Source organism: Bacillus sp. VA13 (assembly GCF_055710085.1).
The window spans coordinates 1,422,030-1,443,481 of the sequence record NZ_JBVQPP010000001.1 but is presented as its reverse complement, the minus strand read 5'-3'; the positions used below and the strand labels follow the sequence as shown (position 1 = coordinate 1,443,481).

21 protein-coding genes and 1 other annotated feature (1 of these 22 only partly in view) are annotated in these 21,452 nt (G+C 43.6%); of the genes, 16 read left to right on the top strand and 5 right to left on the bottom strand.

Features of this window, described 5'->3' with window-relative positions; genetic code table 11:
• Positions 1–45: a binding site (T-box leader), on the top strand (it extends 192 nt beyond the left edge of the window).
• Between the two features lie 48 nt (positions 46–93).
• Both tyrS and sr7p read left to right on the top strand, forming a co-directional pair.
• Entirely contained in the window at positions 94–1,362 is a 1,269-nt protein-coding gene (tyrS, locus tag AC0C66_RS07475) for a tyrosine--tRNA ligase (protein ID WP_461845653.1), read from the top strand.
• A gap of 130 nt (positions 1,363–1,492) precedes the next feature.
• A complete protein-coding gene (gene sr7p, locus AC0C66_RS07470; protein WP_014114787.1) occupies positions 1,493–1,621 on the top strand; it encodes a small protein SR7P in 129 nt (42 codons plus the stop codon).
• A 21-nt stretch (positions 1,622–1,642) separates the two neighbouring features.
• Here the strand turns inward: sr7p and rpsD are convergent, their stop codons facing one another.
• The gene (gene rpsD, locus AC0C66_RS07465) at positions 1,643–2,245 is read right to left on the bottom strand and encodes a 30S ribosomal protein S4 (RefSeq protein ID WP_003223474.1); all 603 of its coding nucleotides are present in this window, start codon (positions 2,243–2,245) and stop codon (positions 1,643–1,645) included.
• A 294-nt stretch (positions 2,246–2,539) separates the two neighbouring features.
• Here rpsD and AC0C66_RS07460 point away from each other — a divergent pair, with 294 nt between their 5' ends.
• Complete coding sequence (locus AC0C66_RS07460) at positions 2,540–4,279, top strand: diguanylate cyclase domain-containing protein (protein WP_461845652.1); 1,740 nt, start codon at positions 2,540–2,542, stop codon at positions 4,277–4,279.
• Between the two features lie 37 nt (positions 4,280–4,316).
• Here AC0C66_RS07460 and AC0C66_RS07455 read toward each other — a convergent pair whose 3' ends face one another.
• Entirely contained in the window at positions 4,317–4,808 is a 492-nt protein-coding gene (locus AC0C66_RS07455; protein WP_014114784.1) for a GAF domain-containing protein, read from the bottom strand.
• 126 nt (positions 4,809–4,934) lie between these two features.
• Between AC0C66_RS07455 and refZ the strand changes: the two genes are divergently transcribed.
• The gene (refZ, locus tag AC0C66_RS07450; RefSeq protein WP_003223478.1) at positions 4,935–5,558 is read left to right on the top strand and encodes a transcriptional regulator RefZ; all 624 of its coding nucleotides are present in this window, start codon (positions 4,935–4,937) and stop codon (positions 5,556–5,558) included.
• Here refZ and hisJ read toward each other — a convergent pair.
• The gene (gene hisJ / locus AC0C66_RS07445; RefSeq protein WP_014114783.1) at positions 5,551–6,360 is read right to left on the bottom strand and encodes a histidinol-phosphatase HisJ; all 810 of its coding nucleotides are present in this window, start codon (positions 6,358–6,360) and stop codon (positions 5,551–5,553) included. The genes refZ and hisJ overlap by 8 nt on opposite strands.
• Positions 6,361–6,556: 196 nt before the next feature.
• Here hisJ and ezrA point away from each other — a divergent pair, with 196 nt between their 5' ends.
• Positions 6,557–8,260, top strand: a complete 1,704-nt coding sequence (ezrA, locus tag AC0C66_RS07440) for a septation ring formation regulator EzrA (RefSeq protein WP_087987942.1) — start codon at positions 6,557–6,559, stop codon at positions 8,258–8,260.
• Positions 8,261–8,359: 99 nt separating this feature from the next.
• Here ezrA and brnQ read toward each other — a convergent pair whose 3' ends face one another.
• Positions 8,360–9,700, bottom strand: a complete 1,341-nt coding sequence (gene brnQ / locus AC0C66_RS07435) for a branched-chain amino acid transport system II carrier protein (RefSeq protein WP_061186769.1) — start codon at positions 9,698–9,700, stop codon at positions 8,360–8,362.
• Positions 9,701–9,901: 201 nt separating this feature from the next.
• On the opposite strand from brnQ, the gene AC0C66_RS07430 reads away from it, so the two are divergent.
• The 5 genes from AC0C66_RS07430 (at position 9,902) to AC0C66_RS07410 (ending at position 15,933) form a co-directional block, all read left to right on the top strand.
• Complete coding sequence (locus tag AC0C66_RS07430) at positions 9,902–11,047, top strand: cysteine desulfurase family protein (protein WP_072182017.1); 1,146 nt, start codon at positions 9,902–9,904, stop codon at positions 11,045–11,047.
• Between the two features lie 3 nt (positions 11,048–11,050).
• Positions 11,051–12,256 carry a tRNA uracil 4-sulfurtransferase ThiI gene (gene thiI, locus AC0C66_RS07425; protein ID WP_061186767.1) on the top strand — a complete coding sequence of 402 codons (1,206 nt, stop codon included), beginning with the start codon at positions 11,051–11,053 and terminating at the stop codon, positions 12,254–12,256.
• A 91-nt stretch (positions 12,257–12,347) separates the two neighbouring features.
• Complete coding sequence (gene sspA, locus AC0C66_RS07420) at positions 12,348–12,557, top strand: alpha type acid-soluble spore protein SspA (RefSeq protein ID WP_014114778.1); 210 nt, start codon at positions 12,348–12,350, stop codon at positions 12,555–12,557.
• 180 nt (positions 12,558–12,737) lie between these two features.
• Complete coding sequence (gene mbcS, locus AC0C66_RS07415; protein ID WP_461845651.1) at positions 12,738–14,327, top strand: acyl-CoA synthetase MbcS; 1,590 nt, start codon at positions 12,738–12,740, stop codon at positions 14,325–14,327.
• A gap of 19 nt (positions 14,328–14,346) precedes the next feature.
• Entirely contained in the window at positions 14,347–15,933 is a 1,587-nt protein-coding gene (locus AC0C66_RS07410; RefSeq protein WP_461845650.1) for an amidohydrolase, read from the top strand.
• 36 nt (positions 15,934–15,969) lie between these two features.
• Here the strand turns inward: AC0C66_RS07410 and AC0C66_RS07405 are convergent, their stop codons facing one another.
• Entirely contained in the window at positions 15,970–16,773 is an 804-nt protein-coding gene (locus AC0C66_RS07405; RefSeq protein ID WP_014114775.1) for an NAD kinase, read from the bottom strand.
• Positions 16,774–16,959: 186 nt separating this feature from the next.
• Here AC0C66_RS07405 and sppA point away from each other — a divergent pair, with 186 nt between their 5' ends.
• From sppA to AC0C66_RS07375, 6 genes are all read left to right on the top strand, one after another.
• Positions 16,960–17,967 carry a signal peptide peptidase SppA gene (gene sppA / locus AC0C66_RS07400; RefSeq protein WP_014114773.1) on the top strand — a complete coding sequence of 336 codons (1,008 nt, stop codon included), beginning with the start codon at positions 16,960–16,962 and terminating at the stop codon, positions 17,965–17,967.
• 12 nt (positions 17,968–17,979) lie between these two features.
• A complete protein-coding gene (locus AC0C66_RS07395; RefSeq protein ID WP_072182020.1) occupies positions 17,980–18,474 on the top strand; it encodes an RDD family protein in 495 nt (164 codons plus the stop codon).
• 74 nt (positions 18,475–18,548) lie between these two features.
• Positions 18,549–19,229 carry a DUF2953 domain-containing protein gene (locus AC0C66_RS07390; protein ID WP_014114771.1) on the top strand — a complete coding sequence of 227 codons (681 nt, stop codon included), beginning with the start codon at positions 18,549–18,551 and terminating at the stop codon, positions 19,227–19,229.
• A 13-nt stretch (positions 19,230–19,242) separates the two neighbouring features.
• Positions 19,243–19,704, top strand: coding sequence for a GerW family sporulation protein (ytfJ, locus tag AC0C66_RS07385; RefSeq protein ID WP_014114770.1), 462 nt, complete (start codon positions 19,243–19,245; stop codon positions 19,702–19,704).
• Between the two features lie 108 nt (positions 19,705–19,812).
• Positions 19,813–20,316, top strand: coding sequence for a thiol peroxidase (tpx, locus tag AC0C66_RS07380; RefSeq protein ID WP_003223506.1), 504 nt, complete (start codon positions 19,813–19,815; stop codon positions 20,314–20,316).
• A 59-nt stretch (positions 20,317–20,375) separates the two neighbouring features.
• The gene (locus AC0C66_RS07375) at positions 20,376–21,362 is read left to right on the top strand and encodes a class I SAM-dependent methyltransferase (RefSeq protein WP_061186762.1); all 987 of its coding nucleotides are present in this window, start codon (positions 20,376–20,378) and stop codon (positions 21,360–21,362) included.
• The last annotated feature ends 90 nt before the right edge of the window (positions 21,363–21,452 follow it).

The window sequence follows — 21,452 nt, the reverse complement described above, 5'->3', positions numbered from 1 at the left end:
TCTCTTATTAGTAGGGTGGTACCGCGATAATTAATCGTCCCTTCGTGTAAACGAAGGGGCGTTTTTATTTTAACAAAAAAGGAGCTTTATCTCATGACAAACTTACTTGAAGACTTATCCTTCCGCGGATTGATTCAGCAAATGACGGATGAAGAGGGATTAAATAAACAGCTGAATGAAGAAAAAATCCGCCTGTACTCAGGCTTTGATCCAACAGCAGACAGCTTGCATATCGGACACCTGCTGCCTATTTTAACACTTCGCCGTTTCCAGCTTGCGGGGCATCATCCGATTGCGCTTGTGGGCGGGGCGACGGGCCTTATTGGCGATCCGAGCGGAAAAAAAGCGGAGCGTACATTAAATACTGCTGACATCGTATCCGAATGGTCCCAAAAAATCAAAAACCAGCTGTCCAGATTTCTGGATTTTGATGCTGCAGAAAATCCTGCTGTCATCGCGAACAACTTTGACTGGATCGGCAAAATGAATGTGATCGACTTCCTTCGTGATGTCGGTAAAAACTTCGGCATCAATTACATGCTGGCAAAAGACACGGTCAGCTCAAGAATTGAATCAGGCATTTCATACACGGAATTCAGCTACATGATTCTTCAATCTTATGATTTCTTAAATCTGTACAGAGACAAAAACTGTAAGCTGCAAATCGGCGGAAGCGATCAGTGGGGCAACATCACAGCTGGTCTTGAACTGATCAGAAAATCAGAAGAAGAAGGAGCAAAAGCGTTCGGCCTTACCATTCCGCTTGTCACAAAAGCAGACGGCACGAAGTTCGGAAAAACGGAAGGCGGCGCCATCTGGCTTGATAAGGAAAAAACATCGCCGTATGAATTCTATCAATTCTGGATCAACACAGATGACCGTGACGTTGTGAAATACTTAAAATACTTTACGTTCCTATCAAAAGAGGAAATTGAAGTATACGCTGAGAAAACAGAAACGGCGCCTGAAAAGCGTGAAGCGCAAAAACGCCTGGCAGAAGAAGTGACAGCGCTCGTTCATGGACGTGAGGCGCTTGAGCAGGCTATCAACATCTCCCAAGCGTTGTTCAGCGGCAATATTAAAGAGCTTTCTGCCCAAGACGTAAAAGTCGGCTTTAAAGATGTTCCATCTATGGAAGCTGACAGCAGCCAAGAGCTATCACTTGTAGATGTATTGGTGCAATCTAAATTATCTCCATCTAAACGCCAAGCCCGTGAAGACATTCAAAACGGAGCTGTTTACATTAACGGCGAACGCCAGACGGAAATGAATTATATCTTATCGGATGAAGACCGCATCGAAGGCCAATTTACTGTCCTGCGCCGCGGGAAGAAAAAATACTTCCTTGTAACTTATAAATAAGAAAAAAATCCTTTGCCGCTAAGGGCAAAGGATCTTTTTTTGTTTAGCGCATAGGAAAGACAGGAAAAGAGTATATTAGATAGGGCAAACACGATCAATCACCACCTTTTAACAGAAAGGAGCGCTCACCGTGAATCTCATGTTTACGATTGCAAAAGAAAGGCTGCAGCGGGATTATTGGGAGCAGCAGGCGCGAGATAGTGTTGGCCAGCAAGAGGCAAAAGACGAAACAGACGATAAAAAAACCCCGACCGCATAGCGGCAGGGGTTTTTAAAACGATTAACGAGAGTAGAACTCAACGATAAGCGCTTCGTTAATTTCCGGAGCAAGTTCAGAACGCTCAGGAAGACGAGTGAAAGTACCTTCAAGCTTTTCAGCATCGAAAGTAAGGTATTCAGGAACGAAGTTGTTCACTTCAACAGATTCTTTGATGATAGAAAGGTTTCTTGATTTTTCGCGAACACCGATTGTTTGACCAGGTTTTACTTGGTAAGACGGGATGTCAACGCGGCTTCCGTCTACAAGAATGTGACCGTGGTTAACCAACTGGCGAGCTTGACGGCGAGTACGTGCTAAACCTAGCTTGTACACAACGTTATCAAGACGAGAATCTAAAAGAATCATGAAGTTTTCACCGTGTTTACCAGCTAGTTTGCCAGCTTTGTCAAACAAAGTGCGGAATTGGCGTTCGTTTACACCGTACATGTGACGAAGCTTTTGCTTTTCTTGCAATTGCAAACCGTATTCTGATAATTTTTTACGTTGTCCTGGACCGTGTGGACCTGGAGCGTAAGGGCGTTTTTCTAATTCTTTTCCTGTACCGCTAAGAGAGATTCCTAGACGGCGGGACAGTTTCCAAGATGGACCTGTATAGCGAGCCATAATGTGACTCCTCCTTTGGTTTTATTTTTGTGGAAAATAAAAACCGTCTGCTCTATTCGACCATGTACATTTTGTTTTCATGTATCCTCGCTCCAGCAGCAGAGAGTTACACGATACACCTTATGGATAAGGAACAAAATGAAAACATAGAAGCTGAACAAAAAGGCTGCAATATTTCACACAAAGGTCATTATATAATTTATTTGTTTTGAAGTCAACCATATCTCCATTACTGCTTCGCTGTTTATGATATAATAAACAAAAATTAGTGGTAAACTTTTAGGTGATAAAAACATGGTAGAACAAACAAAAGAACAATTATCCGCCTTTCATTATCATATGCTCGATTTTTTATTAACCAAATCTGAAAAAGTCACATTCACCGACTCATTCATATGGCTGACTTCGGCTATTCAAACCTATTTTTCATCCCTTTGTGTTTCGCTTACACCGTCACCATCTGACTCTGCGGCAAAACTGGCAGATGATGAATTACATTTTTCCGCTTCGAAAATAAACGCTTCATTTTATATGATTGAGGACGGCTCCGGCAGGCGCTTTCATCTTACATGCAGGCAGGATGGAGAGATTCCTGAAGGGCTTGCGGACGTGGTTGTTTCATTTTTAAACCAGTCTATGAAACAGGAAAGGCTCTATATCAAAACGATCTATCAAAAAAAGATATACAAAATGACAGAGCTGTTCCATTCACTGCTTGATCAGACAGAGGTGCTGAAGCAGCTTTTAGAAAGCTTGACCCGCACGTTTTCTCCTTTTGAGTTTTCATTGTTTATTTCGCACGACCAAGATCAATGTTTAGGTATTCCTGCAAAAGAACTGTATATGGAAGGGGAAAAATCCGATTCCTTTGCTCTCAAAGTGTATTTGTCCGGGGATATTTTGCGGAAGAATGAATCAGCCGCCTACATTCCGATCAAAGGACAGCAGGGAACGTACGGTGTGTTGATGGTTGAAGGAACGGGCGGCAGTTTGATTACTGACGTCTACCTTGATGAAATGTCGCTGATCGCAAACGCGGCGGGAAAAGCGTTTGAAAATGCCCAGCTCTATGAACAATCCAAAGCAAGCATCGCAAATTTGGAATTGATCAATGAAACGTCACGCCGCCTGAATCAGAGGCTGACATTGACCGATACGATGAATGATCTGGCTGTGAGAATGGCAGAATCATTTCAGGCGGATGAAGTGGGGTTTTTTCATATAGACCATTTTGAAAAGCTAACATTGCTCCCTGGCAGCACAGTGTTTTTTAAAGAAGCGAAGCCATCTGATTTTTATCATGAGTTGAAAGAAAAGCTGTATGAAGGTGAAAAAGGGGTTTTCATCGGAAATGGCCAGTCTGTTTTTGGAAAGGCCGGCTACGGCTCGCTGATGGCCGCTCCGATGATTGAGAATGACCGGCTTTTAGGCTTTGCGGTTTTATTAAAACAGGAACTGTACGCTTTTACATTTGAAATGTACAAGCTGTTTCAAGCGCTGATTCATCACGCAACGCTGGCTGTAACCAATTCGATGCTCCGCGACCGCCTTGAGCATCTCGTGAAAACAGATCAGCTGACTGAACTGTATTCAAGGGTGTATTTAGATGAAAAAATTCAATACAGCATGAAAATCCACCAAAAGGGTGTCTTTATTCTTGTAGATATTGATAATTTCAAGAATGTAAATGATACGTACGGTCATCAGACTGGGGACGAGATTTTAATTCAAGTCGCTTCGGTGATTAAAAGCAACATCCGAAAGCATGATGTAGGCGCCCGCTGGGGAGGCGAAGAGCTGGCGATTTATTTGCCGAATGTGCCGGTTGCGGTGGGTAAACGGATTACTGAGCGATTGGTTTATGCGGTCAGAAAAAATACGAAACCCGAGGTAACCATTTCATGCGGCATCTCCTGCTGGACGGCAGAAAAAAGAAAATCTCTGAAAGAGCTTGTGCATGAGGCTGATGAAGCGCTCTACAGCGCAAAACGAAGCGGAAAAAACCGCTTGATGATTCACGAATCAATAAAATAAAAAAAGCCCAAAACAATATCAGTTTTGGGCTTTTATATTACTGTGCTAACGCTTTTTCAAGCGTTTCGGCAAATTGTGATAAGTATTTTTCATCAATTTCGTCGAAACGGTTTTTCACTGGGCTGTCGATGTCCAGGACGCCGACAACTTTTCCGCCTACATGAATCGGAAGCACAATTTCTGATTGGGACGCTGCATCGCAAGCGATATGTCCCGGAAACGCGTTTACATCCTCAACACGCTCCACTTTTCCGTTTGCATACGCTGTACCGCAAACGCCTCTGCCGAAAGGAATCCGAACACATGCCGGCAGACCTTGGAACGGCCCTAACACAAGCTGTCCGTCCTCTTCTTTGGCAAAATAGAAACCAGCCCAGTTTACTTCAGGCAAAGAATGATACAGAAGCGCTGAGGCATTTGCATAGTTTGCAATTTGATCTGTCTCGTCTTCGGTCATGGCTTCGAGCTGTTTTAGCAGAAGCTGATAGTCTTTTTCTTTATCTCCAGATTGTTTTTCGACATGGAACATGGAAAACCCTCACTTTTTCTATAATATAAAACAAATTTCCGGCTTTTCTGCCGGCATTTGTCGATAAGTTCTTACAGGAACAGCGGCCTTCTGCTTGAATAGTACAAAGAGGAAGGAGTGAGCCGTATGAAAGTAAGCACCAAAGACAAAATTATTGAATCTGCTGTCATGCTCTTTAACCAAAAAGGATTTTCTGGCACGTCTGTCCGTGAAATTGCAAAGTCAGCTGATGTAAATGTTGCGCACATCTCCTACTATTTTAAAGGTAAAGGAGGTTTGATGGAACACTTAGTTTCAGAGTTTTACGAAGGCTACAGCAAAACGCTTGAAACAGCGGCAGGCAATATCTCTTCTCAAAGCACACAAGAACAGCTTCTCCAACTGGTTTTCGATATTTTATCCTATCAGCATAATCATCGTCAATTAACTCGTTTTGTCTACCGGGAAGTCACGATTGACTCCACGTTAATCAGGGAAATTATGTCGACATATCTAATGAAGGAAAAGTATATCTTCCAGCTGATCATTGAGGAAGGAGAAAAACAGCGTGAACATTTAACGCTGCCGCTGCCCCATTTTATTCTTCAATTAAAATCTCTCTTAATGATGCCATATCTCCAGCCTCAATATATTTCAGAAGTGCTCTACATGCAGCCGCACGAGCCGTATTTTTATAAAATGTACTTTGAAGAAATCAAAATTTGGATCAGGAGCGTCTTCCGGACAGGAGACGTGGCGCTTATCAATTAGCACCCTTCAAAAACGTCTCATATGCGTATCCGACATCTCCCGCTTGATGGGCATCAGACCCAAACACAAGCGGGATTTTCTTTTGCTTCGCTTCATTCAGCATCCAATCCTCGATATAAACGCTGCCAGCGTACGTTTTTCTTAAGCCGGAAGTATTGAAGTCGAGCTCCATTCCGTTTTCTTCTATGGCACTCAGGCACTGAGAAACGAGTCCGCGAATATGTTCAGACATGCTGTATGGAAACAGCTTGATGAATTTTTGAACGAGTGTGATATGACCGACTCTTTTTGGCTTATTAGAGCCGAGAGATGCTACAATGGAAGAATAGATGCTGCGGTAATACTGTTCATATACAGCTTCAATGCTCCCGCAGGCTGAAATCAGCTCCTTAAAGGTATGCTCATCATAATCAAGGCACAGATAGGAAGAACCTGCGCGCAAAAAATGAACGGATAGGATGCTGTCATCTAAATATGGCCCGTATGTGTCCAGGAATAATGTAATTTCGTCTTCAAATTCAGCAATATAATCGACCTCAAGCCCCGTCCGTATGGCAAGCTGTCCGCGATATTCTTTCTTTAATCGGGAGATTTCGTTGATATAGCGCTCCAGAGAGGCTTGTGCCATCGCGCTGTCTTTCAGCGGTGTCGGATCAGTAAAAGAGGGCGGCAATGGGGCGTGTTCGGTAAAAGTAATCGAATCAAAGCCTTTTTTTAAGGCTTCTTCTGCATATTGTCTGAGTGTGTCATTTGAGCCGTGAGGGCAAAATGGTGTGTGAATATGTCCGTCTCGCTTTTGCATTGGCGTCACTCCATGAAAAAATAGTCAAATCCTGCCGATTTTGCACAAAAAGTTTTTGATTTCTGGTCAAAAAATGTTGGTTACATGGTATCATAATAACAATGAAAACGACAGTTTTTCTCAATACATATCCTGAAATCTTTCTGAATAAATAAAACACCCTGACAGATTAAGGTTAACAGCAAGGGGGCTCATTATGGAGTTTGTCATTGGATTATTAATTGTACTGCTCGCGCTGTTTGCGGCAGGCTACTTTTTCAGGAAAAAAATCTACGCTGAAATTGACCGGCTGGAATCGTGGAAGATTGAAATTCTAAACCGGTCGATTGTGGAAGAAATGTCCAAAATTAAACACTTAAAAATGACGGGTCAGACAGAAGAGTTCTTTGAGAAGTGGCGTGAAGAATGGGATGAGATTGTCACAGCCCACATGCCGAAAGTTGAAGAGCTCCTTTATGATGCCGAGGAAAATGCAGACAAATACCGTTTTAAAAAGGCCAATCAAGTGCTCGTTCATATCGACGACTTGCTGACAGCGGCGGAATCGAACATTGAAAAGATTCTTCGCGAAATCAGCGACCTCGTCACAAGTGAGGAAAAGAGCCGTGAAGAGATTGAACAGGTGAGAGAACGCTATTCAAAATCGAGAAAAAACCTGCTGGCTTACAGCCACCTTTACGGAGAGCTTTATGACAGCCTTGAAAAGGATCTTGACGAAATTTGGAGCGGAATCAAACAATTTGAAGAAGAAACAGAAGGCGGAAACTATATTACTGCACGTAAAGTGCTGCTTGAGCAGGATCGCAATCTTGATCGGCTTCAGTCATACATAGATGACGTGCCGAAGCTGTTGGCTGACTGCAAGCAGACGGTGCCAGGCCAGATTGCAAAGCTCAAAGACGGCTATCGCGAAATGAAAGAGAAAGGGTATAAGCTTGAGCATATCCAGCTTGATAAGGAATTAGAAAATCTGTCAAATCAGCTGAAACGGGCGGAACATGTCTTGATGACTGAGCTGGATATTGATGAAGCATCCGCAATCCTGCAGCTCATAGACGAAAATATTCAATCTGTTTATCAGCAGCTGGAGGGCGAAGTCGAAGCCGGCCAATCTGTGCTAAGCAAAATGCCTGAATTGATCATTGCTTATGACAAGCTGATAGAAGAGAAAGAGGATACAAAGGCGGAAACTGAGCTGGTGAAGGAAAGCTACAGGCTGACAGCTGGCGAGCTCGGTAAACAGCAGGCTTTTGAAAAGCGCCTTGATGAAATTGGCAAGCTGCTCTCATCCGTTAAAGATAAGCTCGATGCAGAGCACGTCGCCTACTCACTTTTAGTAGAAGAAGTTGCTTCAATAGAGAAGAAGATTGAAGAAGTGAAAAAAGAGCATGCCGAATACCGTGAAAATCTGCAAGCGCTGAGAAAAGAAGAGCTTCAGGCAAGAGAGACGCTCAGCAATTTGAAAAAAACAATTTCTGAGACAGCAAGACTGCTGAAGACAAGCAATATTCCAGGCATTCCGAGTCATATTCAAGAGATGCTGGAAAACGCATATCATCATATTCAAGAAACAGTCAATCAACTAAACGAACTTCCATTAAACATGGAAGAAGCCGGAGCCCATTTAAAGCAAGCAGAAGATATCGTCAACAGGGCAAGCAGGGAATCAGAGGAACTTGTCGAGCAGGTGATCCTCATTGAAAAAATCATTCAGTTCGGAAACAGGTTCAGAAGCCAGAATCATATTTTATCTGAACAGCTGAAAGAAGCGGAAAGACGTTTTTATGAATATGATTACAGTGAAGCGTATGAAATTGCAGCAGCAGCAGTTGAAAAGGCTGCACCAGGTGCTGTCCGAAAAATAGAATCACAAAAGACAAAAGAGCATCAATATCAGTAAAGTGTATATAAAAGGCCGACGCGTGAGTGCTCGGCCTTTTAATGTATTCAGAATATAAAAAAGCCTTATTGGATCTACATCCATTAAGGCTTTTTGTTTTTACTGGTTGATATTAGCTGTTTTTTTATTCGAACCGGTAGCAAGAGAAATCAGATAACCGGCAATGCCTCCAATGATTGCAGGGATGACCCAGCCAAATCCTAAGCTGTAAAGCGGCAGCGATTGACCGAGAACTTTATTTAAAGAACTGAGCGGAATGCTCGCGGCATTCAGGCCATCAATAATACTGAAAATACCAGTTGCAATCAAACAAAGAATATATACTTCACGTCTGCCTTTAAATGATTTTTCAATAAATGAAAGCAAAATGATAACAATTGCTAACGGATAAATAGCTGATAAAATAGGAACTGAGAACAAAATAATATTTGACAGCCCAAAGTTAGAAATAATAAAGCTGAACACAGTGACAATCGTTACAACGGCTTTATAAGATAAAGAAGGAATCAGCTTTGAGAAATAATTTCCGCATGAAGAGACAAGGCCAATGCTTGTTGTCAAGCACGCGAATAGGATAGCGACGCCTAAAATGATATTTCCTAATGATCCGAACAGGTGCTGTGAAGATTCTGATAAAATTTTGCTTCCTGCACCAAGGAGTCCGACAGAATCTGTGCTTGTTGCTCCTAAATAGGCGAGTGATACGTAAACCAGGCCGAGTCCTGCTGCGGCAACAAGTCCCGCTTTAATACATACGGAAGCAACTGATTTACGGCTGGTGATGCCTCTGTCCTTAACGGCATTAACAACGACAATTCCGAACACGATAGAAGCAAGTGCATCCATTGTTTTATAGCCTTCTAAAAATCCTTTAAACAATGATCCGGAAGCATACGTTTCAAGCGGCGACTGAATGTCCCCCATCGGCGTCACGATGCTTTTGATGACTAAGATTGCGATAACAGCAAGTAAAATAGGTGTTAATACCTTGCCAATCCTGTCAACTAGCTTTGTAGGGTTTAAAGCCAGGTAGTACGTAACAGCAAAGAAAAGAAACGTAAAAATAAGAAGTGTGAGCCATGCCGGCATGCCTCCTACAAAAGGTGCAGCCGCAATTTCATAAGAAACAGTGCCTGTGCGCGGAATCGCAAACAGCGGTCCGATTGTTAAATACAGAACGACTGTAAAAATGGTTCCAAAGACCGGATGTGCTTTATCTGCAAGGCCTTTAGCATCTGTACCTGTTAATGCAACAGCTACAACACCTAAAAGCGGCAGGCCGACACCCGTCACGAGAAAGCCTATCATCGCTTTCCAAACATTTTCACCGGCTGCTTGTCCAAGTTCCGGCGGAAATATCATATTTCCTGCGCCAAAGAACAAAGCAAAGAGCATAAGCCCGATGGCGATCGTTTCCTTGGCTGATAGTGATGATTTCATAACGTATAAATCCTCCTAATTTCACTATGGTAGAATATTCTGTCAATTAATTGTCAGATAATATGACGAAAGTAACAAATCTAATTATAGGTGAATGTATGAAGAAGTCAATAGTAATTTCATTTACTTTTTCTGCAGTAATTTGTTATGGTAACATATAAAATCAATTTTGTATCGCTTTCATATTAAAGGAGTAAAAAGATGTTATATTTAGACAATAGTTCAACGACCAAACCTTACGATGAAGTCTTGAACACATATGAACAAACAAGCAGACGATATTTTGGAAATCCCTCATCTTTGCACCGGTATGGAGTTGAAACGGAACAGCTGCTTCAGGCAGCGAAACATCAGATAAAAAGAGCCATAGGCCTAAAGAATTATGATATTGTATTTACGTCAGGCGCTACAGAAGCTAATAATTTGGCTTTAAAAGGAGCCGCTTTGTCAAAAATAAAAGCAGGCAAACATATCATTGCCACTTCTATTGAACATCCATCCGTTACGGAATCGTTAGAACAGCTGACAGAGTTATTCGGGTTTGATGTCACTTATCTTTCAGTGAACGAAGACGGATTTGTTTCAATTGAAGAACTGAAACAAGCCATCCGTCCGGATACCGTGCTTGTCAGCATGATGCATGTGAACAATGAAGTCGGTTCGGTGCAGCCTATTGAAAAGGCAGGAGAAGTGCTGAAAGAGCACCCGAACATTTTGTTTCACGTCGATTATGTGCAGGGCATCTATAAAGTGCCCTTGGCGATTGAAAAGGCAGGCATTGATCTTTGTTCGATTTCCGGGCATAAGTTTCACGGGCTGAAGGGGACAGGCGCGCTTATCGTAAAAGAAGGAACACGTCTTATTCCCCTGATAACGGGCGGCTCTCAGCAAAAAGGCATTCGGGCCGGAACGGAGCATACTGCGGGTGCGGTTTCGCTTGCCAAAGCCATTAATCTTGCCGCTGTTGATTTTGAAACAAGGCTTGACACGATGGCTGCCGCAAAGGAATTGTTTATGAAAAGGCTGAGTGAAACTGAAGGTGTCGTTGTCAACACGCCTCAAATGAATAGTGCGCCGCACATTATTAATTTCTCTGTTCCGGGGATTAAAGCAGAGGTGCTTTTACACATGCTTGAGGAACAGGATATATTCGTCTCAACAACTTCGGCCTGCTCGGCAAAAGAGCATAAGCCCAGCAAAGTTCTCTTACAGATGGGCAAGGGAGAGCAGATTGCCGGAAGCAGCATCAGAATCAGCTTAAACTACAGCCAGACAAGCGATGTGACAGAACCGTTTATGAACGCACTTGTGCCTGGCATCAAAAAATTAAAGAAAATGATGAGGTAGAACATGAATTACGATCATATATTAATTCGTTTTGGAGAAATTTCAACCAAAGGCAAAAACAGAAAAAGCTTTATTGAGCGCTTAAAGCAAAACGTCAGACTCGTTTTGAAAGACTATCCGAACTTAAAATACTTTTCCAATCGGGACCGTATGACGATTACATTAAATGGAGAAGATCCTGAGGCTCTTTTTCCACATTTAAAGCAGGTGTTTGGCATTCAAAGCTTCAGCCTGGCGATTAAGTGTGATAGCCGCCTTGATGATATTAAGGCAACTGCTCTGCAGGCTATCGAAGATCAGTATCAGCCTGGTGATACGTTTAAAGTCGCAACGAAGAGAGCGTATAAACAATTTGAATTAGATACAAATCAAATGAACGCTGAAATCGGCGGCCATATTTTGCGAAATACAGAAGGATTGACGGTCGATGTTCGCAATCCCGACATCCCGCTCAGAATCGAAATCAGGGAAGAAGCGACCTTTTTGACGATTCGCGATGAAAAAGGTGCAGGCGGCCTGCCCGTTGGTTCTGCAGGCAAAGCGATGCTAATGCTTTCCGGCGGTTTTGACAGCCCTGTGGCTGGTTTTTATGCGATGAAACGGGGACTATCGGTAGAAGCTGTTCATTTCTTCAGCCCGCCGTACACAAGCGAGCGCGCAAAACAAAAGGTAATGGATCTGGCAAAATGCCTGTCCCGCTTTGGGGGAAGCATGACGCTTCATATCGTTCCGTTTACGAAAACGCAAGAGCTCATCCAAAAACAAATACCTGAGAACTACACAATGACGGCAACCCGCCGCCTCATGCTTCAAATTGCCGACAGAATCAGAGAAAAGAGAAATGGGCTTGCCATCATTACTGGAGAAAGCCTCGGTCAGGTAGCGAGCCAAACGCTTGAAAGCATGTATGCGATTAATGCGGTGACGTCAACACCGATTTTGCGTCCGTTAATCGCCATGGATAAAACAGAAATCATCGAAAAATCACGAGAAATCGGCACATATGAGACAAGCATTCAGCCGTTTGAAGACTGCTGCACGATCTTTACGCCGCCAAGTCCGAAAACACGACCTAAAAAAGAAAAAATCGAACACTTTGAAAGCTTTGTTGATTTTGAGCCGTATATTCAAGAAGCGGTTGACAACATTGAAACAATGACGCTTTATAGCGAACAAGAAGCAAACGATAAATTCGCAGAACTCTTTTAAATCGCTCCGGCTCCTGTATACAATTACCAAAGTTTTTTTGAATGAAGCCATGTGTTTTAACACATTCTATACTCACAAGGAGGTGAGACACATGGCTAACAATAACTCAGGTAACAGCAACAACCTTTTAGTACCAGGAGCTGCTCAAGCAATCGACCAAATGAAATTAGAAATCGCTTCTGAATTCGGTGTAAACCTTGGAGCAGAAACAACTTCTCGCGCTAACGGTTCTGTTGGAGGAGAGATTACAAAACGTCTTGTATCTTTTGCTCAACAAAACATGGGCGGAGGACAATTCTAATTTACAATTTCACATAATGGCTTTAGGAGTGGGGGTATCCCCACTCTTTTTCGTTTTATATGTATAAAAAAGGACCAGCGGCCTATAAAAACCTATGTTTACAGAGCTTGTTTTTAGGCATATCCTTACGGAAAGAGCCTGTATTTATGTATAATGGGTGAAGAAAGTGAGGAGTTGTTCGTGTTAAAACGAGAAGATTTAATTGCCCCTATGCAATATAATTTAGTGAATGAAATGGAAAAGTTCAGTGCCGCTGGACAAAAAACCGCTCTTCTATGGGAGGATGAGTCGGGCAAGCAAAAATCTTGGTCATATGAAAAGCTGATGGAAGAAACAAATAAAATTGGAGCGGCTTTGGCTGACCTTGGATTTAAAAAGGGAGACAAGCTGATTGTAATGGTTCCGCGGGTGCTTGAAGCCTATGCTGTTTATTTGGCTATCCTGAAATCAGGAATGGTTGTCATTCCGTGCTCGGAAATGCTTCGTGCGAAAGATCTTGAATACCGGATTGAACATGCAGAAGTGAAAGGCGCCATCGTCTACTCTGAATTTATCGGCGCTTTCCGTGATGTCAGTACGGCTGACAAACTGATTAAACTGTCTATTGGCGAAAACGATGCCGGCTGGAAAAATCTCTTATCGATTAAAGCGGACGGAAGCCGATTCCAAACAGCTGACACAACAAGAGAAGATATGGCTTTCTTATCTTATACATCCGGAACAACAGGTCAGCCTAAAGGTGTTGTACATACACACGGATGGGCATTTGCTCATTTAAAAACATCTGCCGGCGCTTGGCTTGATATTTCTGAAAAGGATATCGTCTGGGCGACTGCTGCCCCTGGCTGGCAAAAGTGGGTGTGGAGCCCGTTTTTAGCGGTACTCGGCAGTGGAGCAACGGGTTTTGTGTACCACGGCAGATTCAAAGCAGAAAAATATTTAGAACTTTTAAACCGCTACAAAATCAATGTCTTTTGCTGTACGCCAACGGAATACCGCTTAATGGCGAAGGTCGAAGGCTTGGACCGGTATGATCTTTCTGCCCTGCACAGCGCTGTGTCCGCAGGCGAGCCGCTTAACCGTGAAGTCATTGATGTGTTCAAAAAGCACTTCGCCATTAAGGTGCGGGACGGGTATGGCCAAACAGAAAGCACGCTTTTAGTCGGTGTCTTGAAAGATATGGATATTAAACCGGGAAGCATGGGAAAACCGACACCAGGAAATCAGGTGGAGATCATTAATGAAGACGGTGAAATCTGCAAATCTGGTGAGGTTGGCGATATCGCAGTTCACCTTAGCACGCCGGCACTCTTTAAAGAATATTACAAAGACCCTGAAAGAATGAAAACACAAATTCGCGGCGATTATTTCCTAACAGGAGACAGAGCAAAAAAAGATGAGGAAGGTTACTTCTGGTTTGAAAGCCGAAATGACGATATCATTATCAGCTCTGGCTACACGATCGGGCCATTCGAAGTGGAAGACGCGCTTGTTAAGCACCCTGAAGTAAAAGAATGTGCTGTGGTCGCAAGCCCTGATGAAATCAGAGGCTCCATCGTTAAGGCGTACGTTGTCCTGCAAGATCACGCAAAACGCAGTGATGAGCTTGTCAAAATGCTGCAAAATCACGTGAAGACCATTACCGCTCCATACAAATATCCGAGAGAAATTGAATTTGTGGAAAGCCTGCCGAAAACAGCTTCTGCAAAAATCAGGCGAGTGGAATTAAGAAAACGTGAAGAACAGCTCAAAGCCAATAAAAAGGCGTAAAGAAAGAGAGTGAACGTGAATGAAGGCGATATGGCACGGCGGTTTCATTTATACGATGCTCGAAGAAGGCGATCTGACAGAGGCAGTCTATGTCGAGGATGGTGTCATAAAGGGCACTGGCAGCTATGAACGTCTAAAGAAAAAGTACGGGTCCCCGGAAACAGAAGAAATCAGCCTGAACGGAGCAGTGATGTTTCCCGGTTTTGTCGACAGCCATTTACATTTGATCGGCCACGGTGAGAAACAGCTTCAGCTCGATCTGTCCGCACTAACGTCAAAAGAAGCTATTTTGCAGGCTGCCAAGGAAAGAGAGCAGCAGCTTCCTGAAGGCGATTGGCTCATTGGAGAGGGCTGGAATGAAAATCAGTTTGAGACACCTGACTATTTGGTTAAGCATGATCTTGATCGCTTATTTCCAGACAGGCCCGTCTTGCTTAAACGAATATGCCGGCATGCGATAGCCGTCAATTCTGCGGCTCTTCAAGCGGCAGGGATTTCCAGAAACACTCCTGATCCTGATGGCGGAGTCATTGTAAAAGATGCAAACGGTGAGCCGACCGGGCTTCTGTTTGATAAGGCGCAGGATTTGATTCTGAAGGCTGTCCCGCCAGTCTCCCAGCACTATGTTGATGAGGCGCTTACGGCTGCAATAGAGGACTGCTGGACAAAAGGCCTGACGGGCGGACATTCGGAAGACTTGTCCTATTATGGTGATGTTTCGGTGCCGATGAAAGCTTATGAGAAAGCTGCCGCTAGCGGAAACTATCCGTTCCGCTGTCATTTGCTCGTTCATCACGAAGCAGTAGATCGATGGGAGCAGCTGGAGAAGCCGTCAGGCCCGTATGTGGAGTTCGGTGCGATGAAAATCTTTGCAGACGGGGCGCTTGGCGGAAGAACGGCTTTATTGAAAGAACCATATCAGGACGATCCATCCACTAATGGTGTTCAAGTTCATGATGACGAAACCCTTGGCCAGCTCATTCGAAAAGCGAGAGAAAAAGGCATGGAAGTTGCGGTTCATGCAATCGGCGACCTAGCTTTTGAAAAAGTGCTGAACGCAATAGAAAAGCATCCGCCCAAAAACGGCCGGCATGATCGGCTGATTCATGCTCAAGTGCTGAATGACGAATTAATCGAAAAAGCAGCGCGCATGCCGATCGCACTTGATCTTCAGCCTCATTTTGTCGCCAGTGATTTTCCTTGGGTGATTGACCGTCTCGGAAAAGACCGGATGAATACAGCCTTTGCGTGGAAAACGCTGATGTCTAAAGGCATTTTATGCGCGGGCGGTTCAGACGCCCCGATTGAGCCTGTTGACCCGCTTCTTGGCATCCAGTCCGCGGTGCTCCGGAAAAGCAGTCATGAACAGAACGGGCCAAGCTATTATGAAAGCGAATGTTTAACTGTATATGAAGCAATTAAGCTCTATACAGAAGGAAGCGCAGGAATCATTTATAAAGAGACATCACGCGGAAAAATTGCCGAAGGCTATGACGCGGATTTTACGGTTCTCAGCGAGGATCCTTTTGCAATTGACCCTGTAAAGCTTCATCTTTTAGACATTGAAAAAACCGTAATTAACGGCCAGATTGTATATGAGAAATAATAAAAGGACAGGCGGGAAGCCTGTCCTTTTCATTTTCTATAAAAAAGTACGTTTCACTTTCTCCCAAAATGAATTGTCCTTTAGTTTGACTGTTTTGATTTTCTTGTCGGACAGTTTGATTTCGATCGTTTTCACATTCCTCGTGCTGAGTGCTTCATTGTCTAAGCCAATGATTGGGTGCTCATTGCCGTCTTGTACCACACGAAGGGTCAGCTTTCGGTCAGAGCTGAGGACAAATGGCGAGCCAAGTGTCCGGTAGGTGTTATTGTTAAGAGAAGCAAGCTCAGATACCTGCATGCATGGGAGCAGCGGATCAACAACCGCTCCTGCAACAGACTTGTTATATGCGGTGCTGCCTGTAGGCGTTGAGATAATCATCCCGTCACCTCTAAACGTTTCAAAGTGCAGATCATCAATCAGCACGTCCATCACAAAGGTTTTAATGATGCTTGAACGGATGGAAACCTCGTTTAGGCAATGAAAAGGACTGGCGTTATCCACTGTCACTTCAATCAGCGGATATTTTCTGACTTCAATTTGTTCAAACGTCATCGCATCGACCATTTTTTCACGCTCATCACTATGAAAGTCGCAATATAAATGAGCTTTCCCCTTTTTGGTAATGCCGACGTACAAGCAGTCGTCACGGAAATTCGTCTTTCTGACTGCCTGCAAAAATGTGCCGTCCCCGCCAATGCTAGCAATGATATTGGCGTCTGAGTGCTGATTCACAACTGTAAATCCATGCTCTTCAGCCAATTGCGTTAAAGAGTTGGCTTGTTCGTTTGTTTCCTGGTCCTGTTTGTGAAAAAAATAAACATTACGGCGTTGATCGGTCATATCCCATTTCCCCTTTGCTGTCATATTTAAGTTTTTCTGCCATCCAGTATTTGTGATAAAATACCTTTGGCCATAAGTGTACCACGTTTGCCGGCAGCCCGTTAAGCCAGAGCTTTCTCATCAAATGAAACATTTTTCTTATTAAATCGTATAATGAGAGAGTTTGGGAAAAAGGAGGAGAAAAAAATGAATGCAAAAAGATGGATTGCATTAGTGATTGCCCTGGGGATTTTCGGCGTGTCCATCATCGTCAGCATCTCAATGAGTTTCTTTGAAAGCGTCAAAGGCGCTCAAACGGATCTCACATCACTGACAGATGAATCTCAGGAAAAGACGCTGGAAAACGGCAGTCTTTCAAGTAAAATTGCCGTATTGGAGGTCAGCGGCACCATTCAGGATAATGGGGATTCAAGCAGTCTGCTCGGTTCAGACGGATATAACCACAGAACGTTCTTAAAAAACCTTGAGCGTGCAAAAGATGACAAGGCGGTTAAAGGCATCGTTCTGAAGGTGAATTCTCCGGGCGGCGGAGTATATGAAAGTGCTGAAATACATAAGAAGCTGGAAGAAATCAAGAAAGAAACAAAAAAACCGATTTACGTGTCGATGGGATCGATGGCAGCATCCGGCGGCTATTACATCTCAACGGCGGCTGATAAGATTTTTGCGACACCGGAAACCCTGACTGGGTCACTCGGCGTCATTATGGAAAGCGTCAATTATTCAAAGCTTGCTGATAAGCTCGGCATTTCTTTTGAAACAATTAAGAGCGGGGCCCATAAGGATATTATGTCTCCTTCCCGTGAGATGACAAAAGAAGAAAAGAACATCATGCAATCCATGGTTGATCATTCGTATGAAGGCTTTGTTGATGTCATTTCAGAAGGCCGCGGCATGTCGAAAGCAGAGGTAAAGAAAATTGCGGACGGACGCGTGTATGACGGACGGCAGGCGAAAAAGCTGAATCTCGTTGATGAGCTTGGTTTTTATGACGATACCATTTCAGCGATGAAAAAGGATCATAAGGATTTGAAAAACGCCTCTGTCATTTCTTACGAGGAAAGCTTCGGATTAGGCTCACTGTTTTCCATGGGCGCGAACAAAATGTTTAAGAGTGAAATTGATTTTCTGAATATGAGAGAAATTCTTTCACAATCCGGTTCGCCGAGAATGATGTATCTCTATGCGAAGTAGGAGGGATCAATAATGGATGTGACATATGAAGAGTTAGAGCGCAATGACATCACAAGCCCGCAAGAAGCAGAGCGGCTGACACACGCCTATGCTGGCTTTTGGGTTCGTTTCTGGGCTTTCCTGCTTGATTGGCTCGTTGTATGGGGATTAAACCATTTACTTGTTTCTCCCCTCTTTACCGTATTGGATCTGCCGAAAACATCCGGCATGTTTACCTTCTCGGCCTACAGTGTGACTACGCTTGTTGTTTATCTTGCCTATTTTGCGCTGATGACAAAGTTTTTTAGGCAGACGCTTGGAAAGATGGTGTTCGGCCTCAAAGTGGTTTCTATGAAGCCGGATCGCAAACTGTCATGGAGCACAGTGATTTTTCGTGAAGTAGTCGGACGGTATATTGATAAGATTTGGATTTTATATATCGTCGTTGCTTTTTCACCCACAAAGCAGGGGATTCATGATTATATTGCGGATACAACTGTGGTGCATGAAAAACTATACAGCAAATAACCGATAAACCCGGACCTCGTCCGGGTTTATTTTTTTCTGAATTGGCGATAATGCTCCTAGAGGAAGTGAAGAATATGGTATATGTGCTGACAGCCATTCTTATTCTTATAGGTATCGTGCTGCTTTTCAGAATGAAAATCCATGTCGCGATGGAGTTTCTTCATGCCGATGATAACGACAAACTGACCTTGAATATTACGACGCTGTTTGGCCTCATACGGATCAAAAAAACAATTCCGGCGATTAAGGTGAATAAAGAGGACGGAACAGTTGATATCAAACAAAAATCAACATCGAAAGTAAAAAAAAGCAGCAGCAAGAAAAAAATTACGTTTGATGATGTACAGCAAAGCATTAATAAAATTGAAATGCTAGTGCATCGAGTTACTAATTTAAGAAAAACCAGCGCCTCTATTCTGGCGCATTTGCATATCACAAAACTCGAATGGGTCACAGTTGTCGGTATTCACGACGCGGCAGTGACAGGTGTGTTAACAGGTGCTGTATGGGGTGTGAAAGGCGGCATCGCTGCGATGCTGTATGACCATCTGGACTTTGTGAATAAACCCGTCTATGAAGTGATTCCATCGTTTCAAGTCCCTGTCTCCAAGACCCATCTTCAGTGTATATTCTTTTTTCGCTTTGGACATGCTATGCTTGCAGCTTTCAAATTCGTCAAATACGGACGGGAGCTATCCGTATTAAAGAAGAATCCGTCGTCCCGAATGACTTCAAAGAATGATTCATCAGTTTAAGGAGGAAGCGTATATGGCAGACCATCCCATCCAAGGTTTAATGAAAACCGCAATGGAAAACTTGAAGGAAATGATTGATGTTAACACCATTATTGGAGATCCGGTTGAAACGCCGGATGGAAGCGTGATTTTAACCGTTTCTAAAGTTGGATTCGGATTCGCCGCAGGCGGAAGCGAGTTTGGCGGAAAGCCGGCAGAAAAGAAATCGGAAGACGATGAGACAAGAGAACAAAAACTTCCTTTCGGAGGCGGAAGCGGGGGCGGTGTGTCCATTACGCCGATCGCGTTTTTAATTGTCGGATCGACAGGAATCAGAATGCTTCATTTAGATGAAAATACCCATTTGATTGAGAAAATTTTAGACGCAGCCCCTCAAACCCTTGAACGCATCCAGCAAATGTTCAAGAAAAATAACAAGAACCAAGGTCAGGGCCAAGGCCAAAATCAAAACCAAATGAACAATATGAATTATTAAAGAAGGTTAACTGCGGCCGCCGCAGTTAACTTTTTTTTGGCATATACTTTGCAGTTTACAGGAAACTTTACTATGATAGAGTCATACATACAAAAGGGAGGAATTATAATGGCTGAAATTACATTTAAAGGCGGTCCGGTTACACTCGTCGGACAAGAAGTGAAAGTAGGAGATCAAGCTCCTGATTTCACAGTGCTGACTAACAGCCTTGAAGAAAAATCGTTAGCTGATATGAAAGGAAAGGTAACGATTATTTCTGTTATCCCTTCAATTGATACAGGTGTTTGTGATGCGCAAACACGCCGTTTTAACGAAGAAGCTGCAAAGCTTGGAGATGTTAACGTCTATACAATCAGTGCAGACCTTCCATTTGCACAAGCGCGCTGGTGCGGTGCTAACGGAATTGACAAAGTGGAAACACTGTCTGACCACAGAGATATGTCATTTGGCGAAGCATTCGGTGTGTATATTAAAGAACTTCGTCTGCTTGCACGTTCCGTATTCGTCCTTGATGAGAACGGAAAAGTCGTTTACGCTGAATATGTAAGCGAAGCAACAAACCACCCGAACTATGAAAAGCCAATTGAGGCTGCCAAGGCATTAGTGAAGTAAGCACGGAAAAAAGCTCCAGGCTGCCGCCGGAGCTTTTTTCATGGCAAGGAGGAACATATATGCAAAAAGACCATGTAGGTGCGGTTTACGAGCTGTTAAACGAAGCCGCGATAATAATAAAGAATGAATTGCAAATTTCATATATAGAAGCGCTGGCTGAAGCGGGAGAAATGTATTTTCTTGAAAAAACGGATCAGTTGAAACTGCCTGATGAGAAAGCCGAACAGCTTCAGGCTCTGCTTGAAAAAGCGGAATTCGGCACGTATGAGCACGAGTGGGTGCGCAAAGCTTTTCAGCTTGCCGTCCTGAAAGGCCTGAAAGATGTCTCCCATCCGAACAGACAAATGACGCCGGACACGATCGGGCTTTTCATCAGTTATTTGGTGAATAAGTTTATGGCGGACCAAAAGGAACTGACGGTTCTTGATCCGGCTGTCGGAACGGGAAACCTTCTGTTCACCGTGCTGAACCAGCTGTCTGAAAAAACGGCAAATAGCTATGGCATTGAAATTGATGATGTGCTGTTGAAGATCGCGTATGCCCAAGCGAACCTTCTGAAAAAAGAGCTTGAGCTTTTCCATCAGGACAGCCTTGAGCCGCTGTTTATCGATCCTGTTGACACTGTCATATGCGATCTGCCCGTCGGCTATTATCCGAATGACGAAGGAGCAGAAGCGTTTGAGCTCAAAGCGGACGAAGGCCATTCCTTCGCGCATCATCTGTTTATTGAACAGAGCGTCAAACATACCAAACCGGGTGGCTACTTATTTTTTATGATCCCGAATCATTTATTTGAGAGCTCCCAAAGCGACAAGCTGAAACAGTTTTTCAAAGATAAGGTTCATATCAACGCGCTTTTGCAGCTGCCAAAATCCATTTTTAAAGATGAGGCTCATGCCAAAAGCATTCTTGTGCTTCAGAAAAAAGGAGAGGAGACGAAAGCGCCGAGTCAAATTCTGCTTGCGAATCTTCCGTCTTTCTCCAATCAGAAGGCAATGCTTGATATGATGGCTCAATTCGATGAGTGGTTTAGAAAAGAAAAATAGGTGTCGAATAGCAGCTTAGGCAGCCGTCATACGATGGATGCTTAAGCTGTTTTTATTTGTGCACTTGAAGACAAGGCCGGCGAATTGAAT